This window comes from Flavobacterium sp. H4147 (assembly GCF_029360735.1).
GTDB classification, from domain to species: Bacteria; Bacteroidota; Bacteroidia; order Flavobacteriales; family Flavobacteriaceae; genus Flavobacterium; species Flavobacterium endoglycinae.
In genome coordinates this window covers 1-15,969 of the sequence record NZ_JARKNB010000002.1, presented here as the reverse complement: position 1 = coordinate 15,969, position 15,969 = coordinate 1, and the positions used below count along the sequence as shown (strand labels likewise).

The following is a 15,969-nucleotide window of genomic DNA, read 5'->3' as shown; positions in this document are numbered from 1 at the left end:
AGTCGTTTTGTCATTAAAAGTTCAATCTCTATCGCATACAGCCTTCTAAAAGCTTTAAAATCTAATAAACGTTGTATTTATAAGATAGGTGGTAAAAATAGACAATCATTATGCCAAATCCAAAAAACGTCAGTTTTGAAATGCGATTAAATAGCGGTTTTAAATTATTCTCAAAAAAAATAAAATTATTTTTATCAAAAGTGTAACAAATAAAAAAATGTAAAGTCATTATAAAAAACTAGCAGCCAATACTTGAGTATAACTAATCAAAATATCGAAGAATTAATCGCGCTTTGTAAAAACCAAAATCAAAAAGCACAGTTTGAAGTTTACAATCGTTACAGTAAAGCTATGTACAACGTAGCGTTTCGTATTGTAAAAGACGAACACTTTGCGCAAGACGTCATGCAAGAAGGTTTTTTGAAAGCTTTTACAAAAATAAACGATTATAAACAGGAAGTCGCTTTTGGAGCATGGCTTAAAAGAATCATTATTAATTATAGTATTGATTTTTATAAGAAAAACAATGCTTTCCAGATGGAAGACCTGAACAAGACCCTTTTCAAAATAGAAGAAAACGATTCTATATTGTCTGAAAGTATCGACCTGAATTCGCTTAAAGTGAAGCAGGTTTTAGATACCATTTCGGGCCTGAAAGATAATTACAGAATGGTTTTGACGCTCTTTTATATTGAAGGTTACGATCAGGAAGAAATCTGTGAAATATTGAATATAAGCTACGCCAATTGCAGAACCACTCTAAGCAGGGCTAAAGAAAGTTTACGAAAAAAATTAGAAGATATATGAAAAAGGAAAATGACGAATTAGATCAACTATTTAACCAATTTGAAAATCAATGGGACATTCAGGAATTAAATCCAGACCATCAAGTTGATTTCTTAAATAAATTGAATAAAAAACAACCTAAAAAAAGGAATTATGCCGGCTGGGCCATTGCTGCTTCTATCGCGCTGCTTTTGGGTGTGTCTCTGTTTTATAACCAAGACGAAAAGCCAAAAGAATTCAAGTTTGCTTCGCAAGAAACGAAACGTACGGATTCTATCTTCAATATTTTGATCGAGAATGAGCTGGTTAAATTAAAAGAAAAAAGTTCTCCAGAAAATGAGCAAATTATTAATGACGCATTGAAACAAATGAAAGTTTTTGATGCTGATTATGAAAAGATCATTAAAGAGGTTCAAAAAAACGGAGAAAACAAACAAATCATTTATGCTATGATAAGCAATCTGCAGACTCGAATTTCTTTTCTGCAGACGGTTTTACAGCGAATTGAAGAAAATGAAAAACTAAAAAACACATCTGATGAAAAAACATTATAATTTAATAATCTTATTGCTTTTGATTCCTTTTTTAGGATTCTCAAATGATGACACTTATATTACAAAGCAAAAAAATATCAAAAAAACGTATATCGTAAATTCTAATGCCGGAATTGACATTGACAACAAATATGGAAATATCTCTGTATCAACCTGGGACGAGGATAAAATCGATCTTGATATTACTATAAAAGTAAATGGCGGCAATGAAAACTGGGTAAACGAACGTTTAAACAGTATTGATGTTGAAATTACAGCTTTGAAATCGTTGGTTAGCGCTGTTACAAATATTGGAAATTCTTCGTTTAAAAGCAGAGGAAGCAACAATAGCTTCGAAATTAATTATGTGATTAAAATCCCTAAAAATGGTTCTGTAAAGCTAGCCAACAAATATGGTAATATCTCTACTTTAAATCTAGAAGCTGCAGCAGATATAAACTGCAAATACGGAAAAGTTAGTTTAGGAAAACTTAACGGTTCTAGTAATCAAATTGAAATTGCATACTGCCAAAATTCAAGTATTGATTTTATTAAAGGCGGAAATATTGATGCCCGTTATTCTGGTCTAAAAATAAACGATTCGGGCAATCTCAATTTAAACGCCAATTATACTGATATTAATCTTAATGAAGGACAAAACATTAAGTATGATTGCAATTATGGAACTTTTAAATTCCAAAAAATCAACTCTTTAAATGGATCTGGAAATTATCTAACTATTTCAATTGGGGAAATCTCGAACAATCTTAATTTCGATACAAATTACAGCAAAATTAATATTGGCACCATGAATGACAAAGCGGGCAATGTTAGCATTAATTCAGGTTACACCGATATTTCATTAGGATATGCACCAAATTATGCTTTTGATTTTGATATTTCTACCCGATATTCAAACATCAAACATGATAATACTTTAGAAATTTTAACTTCTGAAGCCAAAAGCAATACCAAAAGAATAAGCGGTTATTATAAAAGAAAAGGTCAAAACAGAGTTAATATAACTTCGACCTACGGGAACATTTCTTTAATTAAAAATTAATCATCTAAAAAATCAAAACAATGAAAAAGTCAATTTTACTTTTAGCTTTAACTTTATTTTTTATAAACAGTTCGGCTAAGGCACAAGACAGAAACAAATTAAATGGAAACGGTAAAGTAGTTACAGAAACTAGAAATACAGGAGATTATAATGGTATTAAAATTTCAGGTTTCTTCGATGTCAATTTAGTAGCTGGAAAAGAAGGCAAAATCACAATAAAAGGTGAAGAAAATTTATTGTCTGCTATTAAAGTGGAAGTAGAAAATAATTCGCTTAAAATTTATATTGAAAGATTTACCAATATTCGTCCGAGCAATGGAAACAGCATTCAAATTACAGTTCCTTTTGAAAAAATTTCGGAAGTAAGTCTTGCTGGTTCTGGAGAAATCCAGTCAAAAGATGTAATTAAGAGTGATAAATTTGCAGTTAAATTATCAGGATCTGGAGACTTCAATCTTCCAGTAGATGTGAATACGCTAGAATTAAGTGTTAGCGGTTCAGGAAATGTTCACTTAAAAGGAACTGCAGATACATTTTCAACAAAACTTTCGGGTTCTGGAGATGTTGACGCTTCTAATTTAAAATCTAAAATTGTTGAAGCAAATGTTTCGGGATCTGGTAATAGTAAAGTAACCTGCAATGAAAGTTTAACAGCAAGAGTGGCTGGTTCAGGAAATATTAGATATTTAGGTAATCCTGAGAAAAAAGACGTGAAAGTTTCAGGATCTGGAAGTATTATAAAAGGTTAATTATACAAATAAAAATATCACGAATTTCAAAAATCATCATCAATCAAAATCTTTGCTTTTCGTGATATTTAAATTATTTAAGAAGACGTTTCAATTAATTTGAAACGTCTTTTTTATGAACTCTTCTCAATAGGAAAATGGCCGTTATAAAGAAAATAGCCAAAATAACAATCGCTGCGCGAGGACTTCCTGTAATTTGATCGATAATTCCGTAAACACACATTCCAATTACGATTCCTATTTTTTCTGCAACATCGTAAAAACTAAAAAATGAAGTTGTGTCCTCGGTTTCCGGTAATAATTTGGAATACGTCGAACGAGATAATGCTTGAATTCCTCCCATTACTAAACCAATTGCTGCTGCCATTGCGTAAAAATGAATTGGAAGTGTAATAAAAAAAGCTAAGGCACAAAAAATAGCCCACAAAGTATTAATAAAAATCAATGTTGGAATATTTCCCCATTTAGCAGAAGCGCGAGAAGTAAGAATTGCCCCAAACACTGCAATTATCTGTATTAATAAGATACAGATAATCAGCCCAATTGTGCTTTCATCTTTACTTGACCATTGAATTTCCTGAGCTCCAAAATAAGTTGCCACAAGCATTACAGTCTGCACAGCCATACTTGAAACAAAAAATCCTCCTAAATAACGTTTTAAAGGTGTGATATTTTTCAATGCTGCCCAGACTTTTTTAAGTTCTTTAAAGCCATTAAAAACAACACTTTTAGTTAATTTATTTCCTTCTTTACTACCTTTTGGAAGATAGTAATAGGTATATTGACTAAATAAAATCCACCAAACTCCTACCATTACAAACGAATAACGCATTGCTTTCATTGCTGCTTCGCCATCTGTTCCTGTGATTCCAAAGAGTTTTGGTTTCATGATCATTGCTAAATTAATTATTAGTAAAATCACGCTTCCAATATATCCTAAAGAATATCCTTTGGCACTAATTTTATCCTGCTGCTCTTCAAAAGCAATATCGGGAAGATAAGAATTATAAAACACCAAGCTTCCCCAGAAACCAAGAAGTCCAAGAAAGTAAAACAACAATCCAATATAAATATTATCCAAATCAAACCAATATAACCCCATGCAGGATAAAGCTCCCATGTAACAGAAAAATTTCATGAATGATTTTTTGTTACCAACATAATCCGCGATACCTGATAATAAAGGCGAAATAAAAGAAACTACTAAAAATGCTGCTGCTGTAATAAAACTTATTAATGCTGAGTTTTTAAGATGCATTCCAAAAACATCAATATAATGATCGCGATCACTAAATAATGCTTCATAAAAAATTGGGAATACTGCAGATGCAATAGTCAAGGTGTAAACGGAATTTGCCCAGTCATAAAATGCCCAGGCATTTAATAATTTCTTGTCTCCTTTTGGTAGGTTTTTCATAGAAATGGTTTTATTAATGCGCTACGAATTTATCTATTTTTTATGATAAACAAACAGAAATTATTCAAATCATACATTATTAAATCATGAACATCTTTAAAACAAAAAAGCCATTCTAAAATGAATAGCTTTTAAGTTTTTTTTGAGTGCAATATGATTTATTTGATAGTTCCCACTTTTAGTGCAATTGCTTTTGCTTCTGGAACTAAAGCTTTGATGTTGGCAATTCTTGTTGCATCTGACGGGTGCGTACTCATAAATTCTGGTGTTCCAGAACCTCCTGATTTGGCAGACATTCTACTCCAAAATGCCACTGCATCCTCTGGATTATAACCTGCAATTGCCATTAAAGTTAATCCGATTTTATCAGCCTCGCTTTCGTTGCTTCTACTGAATGGGAGCATGACTCCAACTTCAGAACCAATTCCGTAAGCTTGTGCAAATATCTGTTGAGTTGCTTCAGATTTTCCGCTAGTTGCAGCTCCTAAAGCCGCTCCTCCTATTTGCTGCAATTGTGCTGCAGACATTCTTTGCGCACCGTGATTTGCTAGAGCATGAGAAACTTCATGTCCCATAACAGTTGCTAAACCAGATTCATTTTGCGTGACAGGCAGGATTCCAGAATAGACAACAATTTTTCCTCCAGGTAAACACCAAGCGTTTACTTCTTTATTATCAACCAGCTTGTATTCCCAGCGATAATCTTTTAGATACTGTGTTTGACCTAAATAATTTAAATATTTTTCGGCAGCAGCCTTAATTCTATATCCAACTTTTTCAACAAGTTTTGCATCTGAAGTTCCAGTTATGACTTTATTTTCAGATATAAACTGATTGTATTGTTGAAAAGAAGATGGAAATAATTCACTATTTGAAACAAAATTTAAATTTTGTTTTCCTGTAATTGGATTGGTTGCGCATGCCACTGCAAGCGCTCCGAAAATTCCTAAAAACAAATATTTTTTCATAATTCAAGCTATTTTTCATACAAAAATACAATTAATAGGAAATAATGCTTTATACAATACGCTGAAAAAATATCAGAATTTTTATTTATTCACCTACAATATGCAATTCATTAAATTCTTTATCAACAATTAAATAATTATTCTCAAAGCGAACTTTTTCAAAATCTACTTTTTCATTGTCGATTTCAATTTCTGTAACTTGAAATGGAAGTCCAATCAGGTTGATTTTATATTTACTGTACGGTGTATCGTATTTACCCTCTTTATGAAGCTGTACAATTAGTTCTTTTTCTTTTCCAATAGTTCTTAAAGATAAAAAGCTAAAACGTCCTTTTTTATAATCATAACCATCCTGAGCATCTTCATAAATACTGGAACTTTCTTTTCCATTTTTATAATAAATATCCAATGTTAATTCGTCAAATTCAATTTCACCTACATATTGCTGCACTGGATATTTTGGAATAATAGCACCCGCTTTTACAAAAAGCGGAATTTCATCAAATTTCGTATCAATCCAGATTTCCCTGCCTCCAACAAATAGTTCGTTTGTCCAATAGTTATACCATTCTCCTCTAGGAATATACATACGTCTACCTACAGCATTAGGTTCAAGTATAGGACAAACCAAAATTTGATTTCCAAACACAAACTCATCATTGCGGTAATGTGTCTGTGTATCGTCTTGGTCGAAATACACTAACGGTTTTAACATTGGAATTCCTTCTTCAATGTACTGCCAAAACATTGTATACAAATACGGCAGTAATTGATAGCGAAGATTCACAAACTTTCTGGTAATATTGATTACTTCCTCGTCAAAAGACCAAGGTTCTTGATTTCCATGATCTCCAGAAGAATGCGTTCTACAGAACGGATGAAAAACTCCAAGCTGAATCCAGCGCGCGTACAATTCTCCTGTTGGCTGTTCAGCAAAACCGCCAATATCAGAACCTGTAAATCCCATTCCCGAAATAGACATTCTCTGTACCTGAATATTTGCAATCCACAAATGTTCCCAAGTAGCAACATTGTCACCTGTCCACGAAGATGTATAACGCTGAGCACCCGAATATGCTGATCGTGTAATTACAAACGGACGTTTGGGATAAGCAAAACGTTTTACACCATGATAAGTGGCTCTTGCCATTTGTGTGCCGTAAATATTGTGCGCTTTTCTATGACTGCAAGGATTGCCATCATAAAAATGACGGACATCCATTGGGAATGTCTTATTGGGCACTTCCATAACAGCTGGTTCGTTCATGTCGTTCCAAACTCCTTTTACTCCAATATCTGAAATCAATTCTTTAAATAATCCTGCCCACCATTCTCTAACAGCGGGATTTGTGTAATCAGGAAAATTACATTCTCCCGGCCAGACTTTTCCTTTCATATATGGGCCATCGGCTCTTTTGCAGAAATAATCTTTTTCAAGAGCTTCTTTATAAACCCAATAATCTTTATCAATTTTAATTCCGGGATCAATGATAACTACTGTTTTAAAACCATCTTCGGCTAATTCAGCAACCATCTTTTTGGGATCTGGAAAATAATTATTATTCCATGTAAAACATCGAAAACCATCCATATAATCAATATCCAGATAAATGGCATCACAAGGAATTTGAAGTTCTCTAAATTTCGAAGTGATTTCTTTGACTTTGCTTTCTGGATAATAACTCCATTTACATTGGTGATATCCTAAAACCCAAAGCGGCGGTAATTCAGGTTTTCCTGTTAAATCGGTATAAGTGGTCACGACATCCTGCATTTGCGGTCCGTAAACGAAATAATAGTTCATCTCGCCTCCTTCTGCCCAAAAACTGGTAATATTTCTTCTTTCCTGACAAAAATCAAAGAATGTTCTAAAAGTATTGTCAAAGAAAATTCCGTAAGATTGTTTGTTATGAAGACCAATATAAAACGGTACTACTTTATATAAAGGTTCCTGATCTTTTTGATAAGCATACTGATCGGTTGCAAAATTCTCAACTCTTTTACCTTTCAGATTCATTTGAGTCGCTTTATCCCCAAGACCATAATAACATTCTCCGTCTTTCGAATATTTGCTCATTTTTACAATGTTTCCACCGTATTCATAGCTTTCTTCCCAATGAAAACCTAATTCGTCTTCTAGTATCAAAAAATCATTTAAATCGTAAATAGACAAACGAAGATCTGATTTCTGGATTTTACATTTTACTTTACTGGTTCTGATTTGATAAAGCGTTTCTTCTTCAGTAACTTCCAAAAAATTATATCCGTGAAGCTGGGTTTTATCAATTGCATACGAAAAATCATTACTAAAATAGCCTTTTGTTGTAAAACGAAATCGAATAAGGCTGTCGCGGAGAATGGTAACCTTTAAGATTACTTTATTGTCTGTATGAAAAAATATGGAATCTCCCTCATGTTCATACGAAACGACTTTTGACGGATATAAATCGCCTTTATATTCTAATGATGTATTTGTAATCATATCGCAAATGAATTAATTTATAACTCTGGTCTTTCTTTCAAACATACAAAAAAACTTGGTAAACCTCTATGAATAAAAGGTTTATTAACGAAAACGTTTTTTCTGAATGAGTAGTAAATTAGACTTCAAAAAATCGAAAAATCGACAATTTAAGAACCATAAAATAATAAAATGCTATTAAAGAGAATTTAGATTCTTTATGAATAAGAATATATAGTAATACTTAGCGGCGGCAGTGTTAATTCTGCCGAAAAATCTCTTCCGTCATACGATATAGAATCAATTTTAAGCTGATTTGGAATCTCTATACCACTTCCGCCATAAATAGTTTTATCGCTATTGAAAATGGCTTGTATTTTTACATTTTCAGGAATTCCAATTCGGTAATTTTCTCGTACAACTTCAGTGAAATTGCATACAATAATTACTTTTTCATTTGGATTATTTCCTTTTCGGATATAGGAAAGAATGGCATTTTGATGATCTGAATAATTAATCCATTCAAAACCATCTCCTGTAAATTGTTTTTCATATAAAGCAGGATATGATTTATAAAGAGCATTTAAATCCGTAATTAATCTTTTAATTCCAGAGTGGTAGTCATATTCTAATAAATGCCAATCGAGACTATTTTGAAAATTCCATTCATTGGTTTGTCCAAACTCAGCTCCCATAAATAAAAGTTTAGTTCCTGGGTGTGTAAACATATAGCCATATATAAGTCTCAGGTTGGCAAAACGCTGCCATTCGTCGCCAGGCATTTTGTAGATAAGCGATTTTTTTCCGTACACCACTTCATCGTGTGAAAACGGAAGCATAAAATTTTCAGTAAAAGCATACGTCATCGAAAACGTCAAGTCATTTTGATGGTATTTGCGATAGACCGTTTCTTTTTGAAAATATTTTAAAGTATCGTGCATCCAGCCCATCATCCATTTCATTCCAAAACCTAAACCTCCTATAGAAGTTGGTCTTGAAACCATTGAAAACGATGTACTTTCTTCTGCAATAGTCTGAACTCCTGAAAAATTAGAATAGATTACTTCATTGAATTCTTTAAGAAAACTTATGCTGTCAAGATTCTCTCTTCCTCCATATATATTGGCTTCCCATTCTCCTTCATTTCTAGAATAATCAAGATACAGCATCGAAGCAACGGCATCAACACGCAATCCGTCAATATGATAGTGCTGTAACCAAAAAATGGCATTACTGATTAAAAAAGCCCGGACTTCATTTCTTCCATAATTAAAAACTAAACTCTTCCAATCAGGATGATAACCTTTTCTGCGATCAGGGTGTTCGTATAAATGCGATCCGTCGAAAAAACCCAAACCATGTCCATCTTCTGGAAAATGTGAAGGAACCCAGTCTAAAATTACGCCAATTCCTTCTTGATGCAGTCTGTCGACTAAAACCATAAAATCCTGTGGTTTTCCAAAACGGGAAGTCGGTGCAAAATAACCTGTAAGCTGATATCCCCATGAAGGATCATATGGATATTCCATAATCGGCATAAATTCAACATGCGTAAAACCAGTTTCTTTTACATATTTAACCAGTTCATCTGCGAGTTCTAAATACGACAAAAATCGATTATGCTCTGCTCTTCGCCATGAACCTAAATGCACTTCGTAAACTGAATACGGTTTATCTAATGCATTAAATTGTTCACGAGTGTGCATCCAATTTTCATCTTTCCAATTATAGTCCAAATCCCATATAACCGACGCTGTATGAGGAGGTTTTTCGCAATACAAAGCAAAAGGGTCTGCTTTTTCTGTTACAACTCCGTCAATATGCGATTGAATTTTATATTTATAAAGTGAACCTTTAGAAACTTCTGGAATAAATCCTTCCCAAATTCCCGAAGAATCCCATCTTACATTCAAATGATGTTCGCCTTGAACCCAATAATTAAAATCACCAACCACCGAAACAGATTTTGCTGTGGGAGCCCAAACGGCAAAATAAACGCCTTTTACTCCATCAACTTCAATTAAATGAGCACCTAATTTTTCATAGAGTTTAAAATGCTTTCCGGCTTTGAATAAATCTATATCAAAATCAGTAAAAAGGGAATGTGAAATTACTTTACTCATATTTTATTAGGCAATAATTGAATTTGTTTTTTTGAATTGGGAATTTAAATATTGAAAACAGACAATTTATTCAATCCTGAAGTTATCTGAAAGGGTTACTCCTTTTTTCACCACAATAATTCCGTCTTTAATACTATATAATTCGTTCGTAAAATTGTCAAGATGTTTTCCTCCAGAAATATGAACATTATTTCCTATTCGGACATTTTTATCGATCAATGCGTTTTTGATAAAACAATTTTCACCAATTCCCACATGAACTTTATTGATAGCCGCATCGTGATTCATTTCGTCAAGATCCTGATAAAAATCGTTCCCCATTACATAGCAGTTTTCTAAAACCGTTCCTTCGCCAATACGCGAACGAATACCAATTACTGAACTTTTAATTTCTTTGGCATTAATGATACAACCTTCCGAAATTAAAGATTGATTAATGATAGAATTTCTAAATTTAGAAGGCGGTAATAAACGTGGTCTTGTAAAGATTTTATTTTCGTTATCAAATAAATTAAACTCAGGAATATCGGCCGTTAAACCAATATTAGCTTCAAAGAATGATTCAATATTTCCAATATCTGTCCAATACCCTTCATATTGATAACTTAGAATTTTATGTTTTCCAACAGCCTGCGGAATAATCTCTTTTCCAAAATCTTTCGTTTCGGGATTTGCCATTAATTCCTCAAGCAATGACTTATTGAAAATATAAATTCCCATAGAAGCCAAGTATTTTTTCCCTTTTTGCTGCATTTGCTCACTTACTTCCGATTCCCATTCTGGCAATAGAGAAGCATTTGGTTTTTCGATAAAGGCATGGATATTATTTTCGTGATCTGTTTTTAAAATTCCAAATTCAGGAGCGTCTTTAGAATTTACCGGAAGAGTCGCAATTGAAATTTCGGCATCAGCAGCAATATGAGCTTCCAGCATTTCATTGAAATCCATCTGATACAATTGATCTCCTGATAAAATTAAGGCGTGATCAAAATCGTGTTTCAAAAAATGCGACATACATTGTCTTACAGCGTCTGCAGTTCCTTGAAACCAAGTTGGATTATCAGGAGTTTGTTCTGCAGCTAAAATATCAACAAATGACTGGCTGAAAATACTAAAATTAAAGGTGTTTTTTATATGAGCATTTAAAGATGCCGAATTAAACTGCGTTAAAACAAATATTTTAAATATATCAGAATTAATACAGTTTGAAATAGGAATGTCAACTAGACGATATTTACCTCCAATAGGAACTGCAGGTTTTGATCTTGTTTCAGTCAAAGGAAATAAACGAGATCCCTGACCACCTCCTAAAATAATAGCAACGACACTTTTCTTTTTAAATTTCATTTTTCTTAATTATTAGGTTGTATATTTCGATATATTCTTGGCAAACTCTTTCCCAGGAATGATCTGCTGCCATTCCTCTTTTTAAAACTTTATAGAAATTCTCTTTATCCTCATACAACCCCACTGCCCGATTTATTGAATAACAGATATCACCAACTGAAGCTTGGTCATGACATATACCGTTTCCATGATCTCCAAAATCAATTACAGTATCACGTAAACCTCCTGTTCTTCTCACAATCGGTATTGTACCGTATCGCATAGCATACATCTGATTTAATCCGCATGGCTCTACTCTTGAAGGCATTAAAATAAAATCTGAACCAGCATAAATCAAATGAGCTAATTCTTCATTATAGCCAATAAATACATTATAATTTCCTTTATAATCATTTCGCAATTGTGACAACTGCGATTCTATTTCTGAATTTCCTGAACCGAGAATTAAAATATTGATATTCTCAAAATGTTCTGAAAGAGCTAATGCTGAAGCTTGTGGTAATAAATCTCCGCCTTTTTCTTCAAACAAACGTCCTATGAAGCTAAAAAGCGGTTTAGACGGATCTAATTCAAACTGCTCACAAAGTTTTTCTTTATTTTTCTTTTTTCCATTTTCAAATGTTTCAATTGAATAATTTTGAGCAATCATTACATCTGAAGCAGGATTCCAAACCTGAATATCTATTCCGTTTAAAATTCCTTTTGATTTATTCCGAACAGAATTAAACAACAATTCTAATCCATTAGCTGAATAATTAATTTCATTTAAATAGCTGGGAGAAACTGTAGTAACAGCATGGGCACATTTAACTCCAACAGCCAGCGAATTAATGGAATGATTCCATTCTAAAAATCCAACGTGTTTCAAATCAAATTCGGGCAGATAATACAGTTTATCAAAACCAAACCAACCCTGGTATAAACCATTATGAATTGTAATCGCAGTTTTTACATTTTGTAAGTTCTCATATTTATAAGCAAACTGGAGTAAAAATGGAATTAATCCCGTATGATGATCATGACAATTGATTATATCCGGTATTTTATTTCTGGCGATAATCCAATCTAACGCTGCTATTTGAAAAGATAAAAATCGTTCAATGTCATCTTCATAACCATATATATTTGGACGATCAAACAAATCATTAATTTCAATAAGATATAATTCATACCCTAATTTATCTGAAGACTCTTTTAAAACACTAAAAGGAAAATTAAAGTTTCCTAACGTTACAGTTCCCCAATGAACACATTCAAATTTATTTTCAGTTCTAAATTTCGTAGAATAACAAGGTACAATAACACGAACATCATGACCAGCATCTTGCTGATATTTGGGTAAAGCGCCTACGACATCTGCAAGACCACCCACTTTTGCCATAGGGTAACATTCAGCACTTATATGAAATATCTCCATTTCAAAAATTAATTTGTAATTATTTTAATCGTACAAAATCATTAATATACTACATTTATGATTTTATTAAATTTAGGAAAAAATAAGTAAATTCTAACCCCACAAATAATTTTATTGATATGACAAAAAAGGCTGAAAATCCTATTAAATCATTAAAAATACCACAGTTAATAATTATATCTGGTAAAATTCTAGCGTTTTTTTCTACGAAATTAGTTACGAAATTTGCTTCAAAAATCTTTACAACACCCATAAAACATAAAATTCCGAAAAGAGAATTTCAAATGGATAGTAAAAGCGAGCAAAAGATTATACATGTTCCAGCTATAGATAAAAATATCGTAACGTATGAATACGGAAAAAGTGATCGCAAAATTTTACTGGTTCATGGCTGGTCTGGAAGAGGAACTCAATTGTTTAAAATAGCTGAAGAATTATTAGAGAATGGTTATTCAACTATTAGTTTTGATGCACCAGCTCACGGAAAATCTAAAGGACAAACCACCATAATGTCTGAATTTATTGCTTCAATATTAGAAATAGAAAAACATTTTGGACCTTTTGATGCAGCTATTGGACATTCATTAGGCGGAATGTCTGTTTTGAATGCCATAAAAGATGGACTAAAAGTAAATAAAGCGGTTATAATAGGAAGCGGTGATATTGTACAAGATATATTAGATGAATTTATTTTTAAAATGGAATTAAAAAAAGAATTAGGTCATAATTTGAGAGATTTCTTTGAAAATAAATACCAATTAAAAATGGATGATTTCTCTGCTTATAAGGCTGCACAAAAAATTGAAATTCCAGTTTTGGTAATACATGATAATGATGATCCTGAAGTTTCCGTTAAAGCAGGTATACACATTCACCAGAATTTAAAAAATGGTACTTTGATGCTAACTGAAGGGCTTGGACACCGAAAAATTTTAGGAAATCATAATGTAATTAAAAAGATTCTGGAATTTATTAAAAATTCTTAACTTTAATAAAACAAATATTTGATTTACAATACACTATAACTTTTATAAAATGGATTTATTTGGAGAAGCATCAAACTGGGAAACTAAACTAAAGCCCATTTTAAAGAAATATAAAGGAAAAAAACATCCTCTTGATTATCAAAATATTTACCAATTATTAGTAATGGTTATTTTATCGGCACAAGATTCAGATGCTAATATTAACAACATTTCACCTGCACTATTTGAAAAATATCCAACATTAAAAAATTTATCTGAAACAGATTTAGAGACCTTCATGCCGTATGTAACAAAAGTTCGAAATCATTCTACCAAAGCACAATGGATTCTTGAAATTGCTAAAACAATTAAAAATGATAAAGATATTCCCTTAACAATGAAAGAATTAACTGCTTTGAAAGGTATTGGAAGAAAATCAGCTAACGTTATTTTAAGAGAATCTAATAAACCTGCAGAAGGGATAATTGCTGATTTACATGTAATTCGTGTTGCTCCAAGAATTGGAATTATAAAAGAAAGCAAGGATGGAAATAAAGTAGAAAAAGATTTGATGCAGGTACTGCCTAAAAACATTTGGTCTGAAATTGGGATGGCGATCTCTTTTTTGGGCAGAGAAACGTGTAGACCAAAACCAAAATGCCCTGAATGTCTTTTAAAAGATATCTGTTGCTATTATGCAACACAAATTGCATAGAAAAATATTATTTTCTTCGTGTATCAATTAAATAAATAATTTTCCACGAATCTTTCTCTTTAAACAAAGTAAAAGCATTTACACCACTGTGACTGCGTTTATCATTTAGATAAAATTCATATGGAGTCCAAACGTGAGCCATTGAACCATCAATCTGAATAGAATAACTCAATATTTTCTCCTGAAATTTAAGATTTGAAGGGATTTCTGAAATTGATTTATAAAAGTCTTTAGCATTTTCGTCACTTAATTTATTCCCTTTTGTTAAACTTTCACTTATCGATTGTAAAATAATTTTATCAGAACAAACTGATTTCATTTTGATGGAATCTTTTTGATGAAATCCTTCAAAAAATGTCTCAATACATTTTTGAACTTCATCTTTTTGAGCATTTGACGACCAGCCTAAAAACATAAAAAATAAAACAATAAAAAACCTCATATCAAATAAATTTAAATTATACCCCAAACTGAGAAAAATGATGATCTAAATGTTTTGTAAACATATTATTCCATTCCTTAGAAGTTAGTTTACCAAATGAAAGAGATTCTTTTCCTTCAAATTCTCCCTCACCTAATTCTTGAGTTTTAATAATATAATTAATAAGTCTCCCTTTCTCGAGATCAAAATTACAATTCCCAGTAATAATAAATTGAGGAGCTGTTCGAATATTTTTTTTATACGGTGTTTCATCTACTACTTTATCTTTTATGAATGACCTTAAAATGAATCTTATAAAAGGATTTGGTTTTGGGTGGATACTATCATAAACCATTTCATACATAACATTGCAATGAGCGAGCATCTGATCAACAGACATTTTGCCCCAAAGAGGTTGTGAATCAATTTTTAATTGATTAATACGATTTAAGAATTCATCAGAGCCAATTTTTGAGAAAATGTTTTTCATAATTGTAATAAAATAGATAAAACAAAAATAAAGAATTATTTCTCTCGCACAACTCATAACTACAGATCAGATTTATACCAGAATTTTTCTAAAAGCATTAAAAACGAAAAAACCCTGTCCGGTATGGACAGGGTTTTAAAAAAGAAAGGCGGCGACATACTCTCCCACAATATGCAGTACCATCTGCGCAGGCGGGCTTAACTTCTCTGTTCGGGATGGGAAGAGGTGAGCCCCGCCGCAATAACCACCTTAAGGCTGTTAGTCTAAAGCCGCAAGTCATAAAGTTTAAAAGTCTTTCGGCTTTTTACTTTAATCTTTCGGTTTAAAGACTGCCCGCGACGGGCTGATATTTTAACATACTGGGATAAAGAAACAAATAAGACTTATTTTAGAAAGTTCTCTCCTCCCGGCTGCCCGGGAGGAAAAGGGTGTGCATAAGCTTACGGATTATTAGTACTACTCGACTATGACATTACTGCCTTTACATCTATAGCCTATCAACGTGGTCATCTTC

The 15,969-nt window shown here is 32.3% G+C and carries 14 protein-coding genes and 1 rRNA gene; 6 read left to right on the top strand and 9 right to left on the bottom strand.

Annotated elements, in window-relative coordinates; translation table 11 throughout:
* Nucleotides 1–252: 252 nt before the first annotated feature.
* Genes P2W75_RS07875 through P2W75_RS07860 form a run of 4 tightly spaced genes read left to right on the top strand, consistent with a single transcriptional unit; the run spans nucleotide 253 to nucleotide 3,131 of the window.
* Nucleotides 253–807 (top strand): RNA polymerase sigma factor, encoded by a 555-nt coding sequence (locus tag P2W75_RS07875; RefSeq protein ID WP_276379925.1) that lies wholly within the window; start codon nucleotides 253–255, stop codon nucleotides 805–807.
* Nucleotides 804–1,340, top strand: a complete 537-nt coding sequence (locus tag P2W75_RS07870) for an anti-sigma factor (protein WP_207296167.1) — start codon at nucleotides 804–806, stop codon at nucleotides 1,338–1,340. The genes P2W75_RS07875 and P2W75_RS07870 overlap by 4 nt, the downstream gene beginning before the upstream one ends.
* Complete coding sequence (locus P2W75_RS07865) at nucleotides 1,324–2,382, top strand: hypothetical protein (protein WP_276379924.1); 1,059 nt, start codon at nucleotides 1,324–1,326, stop codon at nucleotides 2,380–2,382. The genes P2W75_RS07870 and P2W75_RS07865 overlap by 17 nt, the downstream gene beginning before the upstream one ends.
* Nucleotides 2,383–2,402: 20 nt before the next feature.
* Complete coding sequence (locus P2W75_RS07860; protein WP_276379923.1) at nucleotides 2,403–3,131, top strand: head GIN domain-containing protein; 729 nt, start codon at nucleotides 2,403–2,405, stop codon at nucleotides 3,129–3,131.
* Between the two features lie 94 nt (nucleotides 3,132–3,225).
* On the opposite strand, the gene P2W75_RS07855 is transcribed toward P2W75_RS07860, so the two are convergent.
* From P2W75_RS07855 to P2W75_RS07830, 6 genes are all read right to left on the bottom strand, one after another.
* Nucleotides 3,226–4,548, bottom strand: a complete 1,323-nt coding sequence (locus P2W75_RS07855) for an MFS transporter (protein WP_276379922.1) — start codon at nucleotides 4,546–4,548, stop codon at nucleotides 3,226–3,228.
* A 158-nt stretch (nucleotides 4,549–4,706) separates the two neighbouring features.
* Complete coding sequence (locus P2W75_RS07850) at nucleotides 4,707–5,516, bottom strand: M48 family metallopeptidase (protein WP_207296163.1); 810 nt, start codon at nucleotides 5,514–5,516, stop codon at nucleotides 4,707–4,709.
* Between the two features lie 85 nt (nucleotides 5,517–5,601).
* The gene (locus P2W75_RS07845; protein WP_207296162.1) at nucleotides 5,602–7,998 is read right to left on the bottom strand and encodes a glycoside hydrolase family 31 protein; all 2,397 of its coding nucleotides are present in this window, start codon (nucleotides 7,996–7,998) and stop codon (nucleotides 5,602–5,604) included.
* A 197-nt stretch (nucleotides 7,999–8,195) separates the two neighbouring features.
* Nucleotides 8,196–10,100: a 1,4-alpha-glucan branching protein GlgB gene (glgB, locus tag P2W75_RS07840; RefSeq protein ID WP_276379921.1), complete on the bottom strand. Its 1,905-nt coding sequence runs from the start codon at nucleotides 10,098–10,100 to the stop codon at nucleotides 8,196–8,198.
* Between the two features lie 66 nt (nucleotides 10,101–10,166).
* Nucleotides 10,167–11,447 (bottom strand): glucose-1-phosphate adenylyltransferase, encoded by a 1,281-nt coding sequence (locus tag P2W75_RS07835; protein WP_276379920.1) that lies wholly within the window; start codon nucleotides 11,445–11,447, stop codon nucleotides 10,167–10,169.
* A complete protein-coding gene (locus tag P2W75_RS07830) occupies nucleotides 11,437–12,864 on the bottom strand; it encodes a glycogen synthase (protein ID WP_276379919.1) in 1,428 nt (475 codons plus the stop codon). Before P2W75_RS07830 ends, P2W75_RS07835 begins: the two co-directional genes overlap by 11 nt.
* Nucleotides 12,865–12,983: 119 nt before the next feature.
* On the opposite strand from P2W75_RS07830, the gene P2W75_RS07825 reads away from it, so the two are divergent.
* Both P2W75_RS07825 and nth read left to right on the top strand, forming a co-directional pair.
* Nucleotides 12,984–13,850 (top strand): alpha/beta hydrolase, encoded by an 867-nt coding sequence (locus P2W75_RS07825; RefSeq protein WP_276379918.1) that lies wholly within the window; start codon nucleotides 12,984–12,986, stop codon nucleotides 13,848–13,850.
* Between the two features lie 49 nt (nucleotides 13,851–13,899).
* Complete coding sequence (gene nth, locus P2W75_RS07820; protein ID WP_276379917.1) at nucleotides 13,900–14,544, top strand: endonuclease III; 645 nt, start codon at nucleotides 13,900–13,902, stop codon at nucleotides 14,542–14,544.
* A gap of 7 nt (nucleotides 14,545–14,551) precedes the next feature.
* Here the strand turns inward: nth and P2W75_RS07815 are convergent, their stop codons facing one another.
* The 3 genes from P2W75_RS07815 to rrf all read right to left on the bottom strand — a co-directional run bounded on the left by P2W75_RS07815 (nucleotide 14,552) and on the right by rrf (nucleotide 15,707).
* The gene (locus tag P2W75_RS07815) at nucleotides 14,552–14,986 is read right to left on the bottom strand and encodes a nuclear transport factor 2 family protein (RefSeq protein ID WP_276379916.1); all 435 of its coding nucleotides are present in this window, start codon (nucleotides 14,984–14,986) and stop codon (nucleotides 14,552–14,554) included.
* 16 nt (nucleotides 14,987–15,002) lie between these two features.
* Entirely contained in the window at nucleotides 15,003–15,455 is a 453-nt protein-coding gene (locus P2W75_RS07810) for a DUF1569 domain-containing protein (RefSeq protein ID WP_276379915.1), read from the bottom strand.
* A gap of 143 nt (nucleotides 15,456–15,598) precedes the next feature.
* Nucleotides 15,599–15,707: ribosomal RNA gene (gene rrf, locus P2W75_RS07805) — 5S ribosomal RNA — on the bottom strand.
* Between the last annotated feature and the right edge of the window lie 262 nt (nucleotides 15,708–15,969).